Source organism: Ochrobactrum sp. P6BSIII (genome assembly GCF_014138065.1).
In the GTDB taxonomy this organism is placed as follows: Bacteria; Pseudomonadota; Alphaproteobacteria; order Rhizobiales; family Rhizobiaceae; genus Brucella.
The window spans coordinates 1-5,739 of the sequence record NZ_JACGXB010000037.1 but is presented as its reverse complement, the minus strand read 5'-3'; the positions used below and the strand labels follow the sequence as shown (position 1 = coordinate 5,739).

Below are 5,739 nucleotides of genomic sequence, written 5' to 3'. Positions count from 1 at the left end.
TTCGCTCAGATCGCCTCGGCTCATGACTGCCTCCAAAAAGCAGTCTTGAATCAAGCTTCGATCAATTCGTCAACCAATTCGTCCACGCCGCCTAGCTTTTCGGCAACGAAGTAAAATCCGGCTCCCCAAATAGACAGGAGCCTGATCATCGGATCTGCACGAGCAGTGTGGAACGACAACAAGGCCGCTCCGCACAAAGAATACTCTAGCGTCGATCGGACGAGCCGGAGCGACCGAGAAGCAATCCAACCAGTACGCCGACGATTCCGATGGCAGCAAAAGCAGTAGTCGCGGCACCGGGGTTGTCGCGTGCCGCTCGCAAGACGCGTTCACCCTGATGAAGCGCTGTTGAGACTACGTCGTCAAAAGCCGAACTTGCTGAGTTGAGTGCGTTTTCCGTCTTGTCTGTTGCAGACCCTAGGCGATCTGCCAACTGGGCTGAAAGGCCGCTCAACTGGCTGCGCAACTCACCGATCTGTTCCGCCATTTGGTCTTCGGGTTCTTTTGCCATCAAATCATTCTCCTTGTAAGATCAATTGCTTCAGTTGGCTGCGTGACGAATGTTTCTGCCAGCCTGCTGTGTGGCATCCACCGAATTTGCAGCGTCACGACCAACTCCTCGGATCGTATTGGCACAGCCTGCGACTGTGCCAATAATAAGCATGACCGCCATGAGACGTGTTGCAAAACGAATATTCATGTGAACTCTCCTTTGAGGGTTTTACCAGACTTTGAAATTGAGTTTGTATTGGCGGAAAGTCTTCGGCGGCGCTGTTGAACCGCGGCATAATTTATGCGGATATCAAGCAACTATCGGCGATAGGCTAACCCGCCCCAGATCCGACCTTCATCACGATGACGGCCACCATGAACCCCGCCAATATATGCTGCTGCCGCGGCGACTAGAGCCGATGCAGCTAACAGAAAGGCGGACAAAATCCCCGCAACGCGGGTCTTTTCCGCGAGTTCAGCCGCCTTGGTTTTTGCGTCTTCGGCTATTTGCTGTGCTTCAGCCTTTGCGTCAGCTATTGCCTTTTGTGCTTCCGCGAGCTTCTGTTCTGCATTTGCTCGGATGTTTTTGACCTGTTCGATGGTTTGATCCACCCGAGTTTGGACCTCGGATTGTTCGATCCCGGTTTGCGCTGCGACCCTGTTTACGATCCATGACCGATCCGAATCTGAAATTTCCCCAGTGCGAACGAGATTTGAGAACACCGTCGTAACCTGACGTTTGAAATCAGCGCTATTTTCGCCATCAGTTCGGTTCTCCGAGCGCGTTAGCGTATCCACGAAATAGTCGATCGGGTTGTTAGCAAGTCCGTTCGGTAGCATCTTTTCAAGTGATGGAGATGCGGCCTGCCCCGCGCCTTGTGCTGCACCACCCGCCACCGAGCCGGCTCCAGACACGATGCCCCCAGCCAACTGTCCAGCGCCTTGTGCTGCGCCACCAACGGCTGATCCAGTAGCTTCCGCCGCAGTTTGCGCGGCACTACCCACCACCTTTGCGCCATTGGCAACGGCTCCAAATGCGAGAATGCCCGAAACTAGTACACCAATACCCCAGACCACTAGTCCATTCAGGCCATCACGGACGGTTCTTTCATCTTTGGTTGACGCCTCGACGGGACGGCGCAAACGTCCCGATATGTAGCCACCCAACATATTCGAAGCGACGACAGATATAACGACAAACAGTGCAGTTAAAACCAGCCAAACCAGACTGAAATCACCATCATCAAGTGAGATTGAACCAAGTCCCAGGCCACCCGCAAATGTTGTCAATACAATCATCACGCTTGAAGAGATTGTCGCTCCCGCCAGGATCGCTGGCCAATCAACGTAACCCCGATCTGCAGTTTCCGATACGAGCTGATGTCCGGACATTAGCGTAACCCCAGAAATGATAGGATGAACAGGACGATTACAACAAGACCGACCAAGTATATGATTGAATTCATGCGTTCTCTCTCCGAAAAATAATCAATGCAAAGCGCGCACCTCTCCCGAGAATGCAGATTCTCAGGACCATCACTCAACTAACATAAAGACGATTTGTTCCGGCGGTGCTATAAAGAATGCACTTTTTCGCCTTTTCACGAGTTTAGATAATTTATGTCTATATCAATATTATTTGAGATTTTTATTAATTTAACATAAGGAGGGATGATTTCTATTAAATATTATTTTTTATTTCCGGGGCAAAGGAAAATACAAAGCATCAATGCCCGCTCTTTCGGGCGAAATTTTAAAGCAAGTATAGATCGGGTAGTGCGGGCGCCAGACTCTCGCGCACCTAACGCATGAAAATCCATTCGCCTGCGTCCAAATATAGCCGTCGCTATCCGCGGCTTTCTTGCTAAAAAAACAAAGATAGCGACATCCCGATCAGTTATTCACATATTATTTTCGTTTCATGTTTTGAAATAAGCAAATGTATCATTACAGTATATATGGGATGAGATCGCAATAATCAATTAATTAATAGGGCGAAAAATGATAAAAACTACAACACATTATATGAAAAGTATAATTCTATATTCTTTTAATTTTAAACACCCAATAATCAAAATCACTAGAGCAATAATATTTATACCGCTTACGTTTAATGTGAGTTTTGCTCAGTCCGTTGTTGTGACGGGCGATGTTGTCCCCATACCAGCGACATCACCTACTTGGACCCCCTTCGGAACGTTGAGCGTTGGCTCAACATTTCAGGGGATGTTATCGATAAATAATGGTGGAACTGTAACTAGCACCGATTGGTTGTACGTAGGCGAGAACGCTGGCAGCGAAGGCATCGTGAACGTCAGCGGCTCAAATGTTTCCACCGGTGGCCCCTCGGTTTTGAATGCCAATTCTGCTGCAATTGGGTTTTATGGGGACGGAGTACTCAATATTGCCGACGGCGCCCTGGTTACCAATAGTAGCGGCTTCTTGGTCGGAGATTGGGCTTCAGCAATAGGTGTCGTCAACGTCGCAGGCTTTGCAGCGAACGGTCAATCATCCACTTTGGATATCAACTGGCTTATAAGCGTTGGTGTTAACGAGGGAACCGGTATCGTTAATGTCTCTGATGGGGGCTTTCTTCATACCGTGGGCGCGCTCGTTGGAGAATATAATGGCGCGTCAGGTACAGTAAATATCATGAATGCAACTTGGGTAAACGATAGTACCATCGAGATCGGTCGTAACGGTGCGGGCGTACTGAACATACTGGATGGCGCAGTGATAAATACCACGGGCCCAGTTGTTGCCGGGACGCTTAATCAAGGAACTGGAAAGATAAGTGTTTCCGGTACTAATGAAAGCGGATCACCGTCCACGATAACAAGCGCCTCCGACGCTTACATCGGATATATGGGCGCAGGCGTCCTCAATTTGGCTGATGAGGCGGTTTTTTCAGTGCCGTCGGCTTTCTTGGCTGTTGAGACCGGTAGCAGCGGCGTTCTTACGATTGGTGCGAGCTTCAATGAGGCGGCGAGGGCTCCTGGCACGCTTTCTACGCCGTCGCTTGAATTTGGCCCCGGTGCCGGTCAGCTGGTGTTCAATCATACCGACAATACGGGTGCGTATGAGTTCGGCGCCGTCATCACCGGCGGTAATGGCTCGGTCAGCAGCGCGGTCGATGTTGTTGCAGGTGAAACGGTCATGACCGGTGTCGGCAGTGATTATTTCGGCACAACGACTGTGTCAGGTGGTACGCTTGCGGCAGGTGCTGCCAATGTGTTCAGCGCCAATTCCGATTATGCAGTCGATACGGCCGGTACGATTGATCTGCGGGGGAACAGCCAGACCGTTGCAAGCCTTGCCAATGGCGGACTGATCAATATGGGCACCGATACGGCTGCAGGCGCTGTTTTGAACGTGACCGGTGATTATGTCGGCAATGCCGGCACGATTGCTTTCAACACGGTTCTTGGTGACGACAATTCTGCAACCGATCTCCTGAACGTATCGGGCAGTACGTCAGGCACGACCAGTGTCGCTGTCACCAATGCCGGTGGAAACGGTGCGCCGACCACGGAAGGCATCAAGATCATCAACGTTGCCGGTGCATCGGAGGGCGAGTTCACACTGCTCGGTGATTATGTGACCGAAGATAACCAGCAGGCTGTTGTCGGCGGTGCCTATGCCTATACGCTTGAGCATAATGGCATCAGCACGCCAACCGACGGCAACTGGTATCTGCGTTCGCGCATGACCTATACCGACGATGTCGGCAATGGCGACAACGGAGGTGATAATGGCGGTGGCACCGGGGGTGACAACGGTGGAAACGGCAATGGTGGCAATGGCGGCGGCGATCGGGAGCTTCCGGGCGAACCGGAGGATCCGCGTTATCAGCCAGGTGTTCCGGTTTACGAAGCCTATGCACAGTCGCTTCTGGGCCTGAATGGTCTGTCGACCCTGCAGCAGCGTGTCGGCAACCGTGTCTGGGCAGGCTCGGGCAACCGGGTCATCGCCCAGGGTGCAGATGCCATCCAGCCTTATGCTGCTCCTGAAGAAGCAGGCGTTGCCATTGAAGGCAATGGCGTCTGGGGCCGTATCGAAGGCGCCCATCATCGCATGGAACCGGGTAGATCCACGACAGGCGTCGATTACAACCAGAATGTCTTCAAAATGCAGGCCGGTGTCGATGGTCTTCTCACCGAAACCGAAGCCGGTCGTCTGATCGGTGCCGTGAGCGTGCATTATGTCCATGGCTCGACCAAGGCCAGCTCGATCTATGACACCATCAATGGTGGCGGCAAGATTAGCACTGATGGTTACGGCCTTGGCGGGACGCTGACCTGGTATGGACAGAACGGCTTTTATTTCGACGCACAGGGTCAGGCGACCTGGTATGACAGCGATCTGAGCTTCGACGGTGGCAACCGGTCGCTGGCCGACGGCAATACTGGCTTTGGTTATGCCCTGTCGCTGGAAGGCGGCAAGCGCTTTGCCATCGATCCGCAATGGTCGATCACCCCACAGGCACAGCTTGTCTATTCCCGCGTCAAATTTGACGACTTCAACGACACGTTCGGTGCAGGCGTCAGCTTCGACAAGGGTGCAAGCCTGCAGGGCCGTCTTGGCGTGACGCTCGATCACCAGACCTCGTGGCAAAACGACAAGGGTCTGATGAACCGGACCAAAGTCTATGGGATTGCCAATCTCTATTACGAGTTTCTCGAAGGAACCCGTGTGGACGTGTCCGACGTCAGCTTTGCAAATCGCCAGGATCGCACCTGGGGCGGCCTTGGCATCGGTGGTTCCTACAACTGGGATAACGACAAGTTCTCCGTCTACGGAGAAGGTCTCGTCGATACCAGCCTGAACAACTTTGGCGACAGCTATTCCGTCAAGGGCAATATCGGCTTTCGTGTGAAGTTTTAGCTCTGACTCAGTTTTTGCTGATGCTTCAGTGGACGATACTGCTGATTCACGGGTAGCGGGCGTGCCCGTCCGAGTGGTTTTTCGCGAACGTATTAGCCTGTTGTCGGGCGAACGGGTTGCGGTTTCGGCAAAGCCTGAGCACAACCATCTTTTTCACAAGGACATGGGTTTGCCGAACTGATAGCCAGTCAAAACCCCAACGAGCGGGATTCGATCAGACGCAAAATGCTCGCTGTTTGTTCTCATTTCCAGCGTTAATCTGCGTTAACTGTTGATTTGCACTGAGAAGTGACCCGGCATTGCCGGATATTGTCATCGAGAATTGACCCATGTTTTGAACCTTGCTCCGCGTGTTTTTAACGG

General features: G+C 52.1%; 4 protein-coding genes and 1 pseudogene. 2 read left to right on the top strand and 3 right to left on the bottom strand.

The genetic code is table 11. The annotated features are described in order from the left end of the window. Window positions 1-205: 205 nt before the first annotated feature. From FHW00_RS24235 to FHW00_RS24225, 3 genes are all read right to left on the bottom strand, one after another. Window positions 206-511 (bottom strand): hypothetical protein, encoded by a 306-nt coding sequence (locus FHW00_RS24235; RefSeq protein WP_078341332.1) that lies wholly within the window; start codon window positions 509-511, stop codon window positions 206-208. A 30-nt stretch (window positions 512-541) separates the two neighbouring features. Next, window positions 542-673, bottom strand: coding sequence for an entericidin domain-containing protein (locus tag FHW00_RS24230; protein ID WP_445558038.1), 132 nt, complete (start codon window positions 671-673; stop codon window positions 542-544). A 137-nt stretch (window positions 674-810) separates the two neighbouring features. Further along, window positions 811-1,884, bottom strand: a complete 1,074-nt coding sequence (locus FHW00_RS24225) for an ATP synthase F0 subunit B (protein ID WP_078341334.1) — start codon at window positions 1,882-1,884, stop codon at window positions 811-813. Window positions 1,885-2,493: 609 nt separating this feature from the next. On the opposite strand from FHW00_RS24225, the pseudogene FHW00_RS24665 reads away from it, so the two are divergent. Together FHW00_RS24665 and FHW00_RS24220 are read left to right on the top strand one after the other, a co-directional pair. Next, a pseudogene (locus FHW00_RS24665) lies at window positions 2,494-3,222 on the top strand (hypothetical protein); the annotation flags it as partial. 180 nt (window positions 3,223-3,402) lie between these two features. Beyond that, window positions 3,403-5,376: an autotransporter family protein gene (locus FHW00_RS24220; RefSeq protein ID WP_445558039.1), complete on the top strand. Its 1,974-nt coding sequence runs from the start codon at window positions 3,403-3,405 to the stop codon at window positions 5,374-5,376. Window positions 5,377-5,739 lie beyond the last annotated feature (363 nt).

What these genes read in the sequence shown, in the direction of transcription:
- FHW00_RS24230 (WP_445558038.1), bottom strand. Translation starts at nt 673, where the DNA reads ATGGCGGTCATGCTTATTATTGGCACAGTCGCAGGCTGTGCCAATACG.
- FHW00_RS24235 (WP_078341332.1), bottom strand. Translation starts at nt 511, where the DNA reads ATGGCAAAAGAACCCGAAGACCAAATGGCGGAACAGATCGGTGAGTTG.
- FHW00_RS24225 (WP_078341334.1), bottom strand. Translation starts at nt 1,884, where the DNA reads ATGTCCGGACATCAGCTCGTATCGGAAACTGCAGATCGGGGTTACGTT.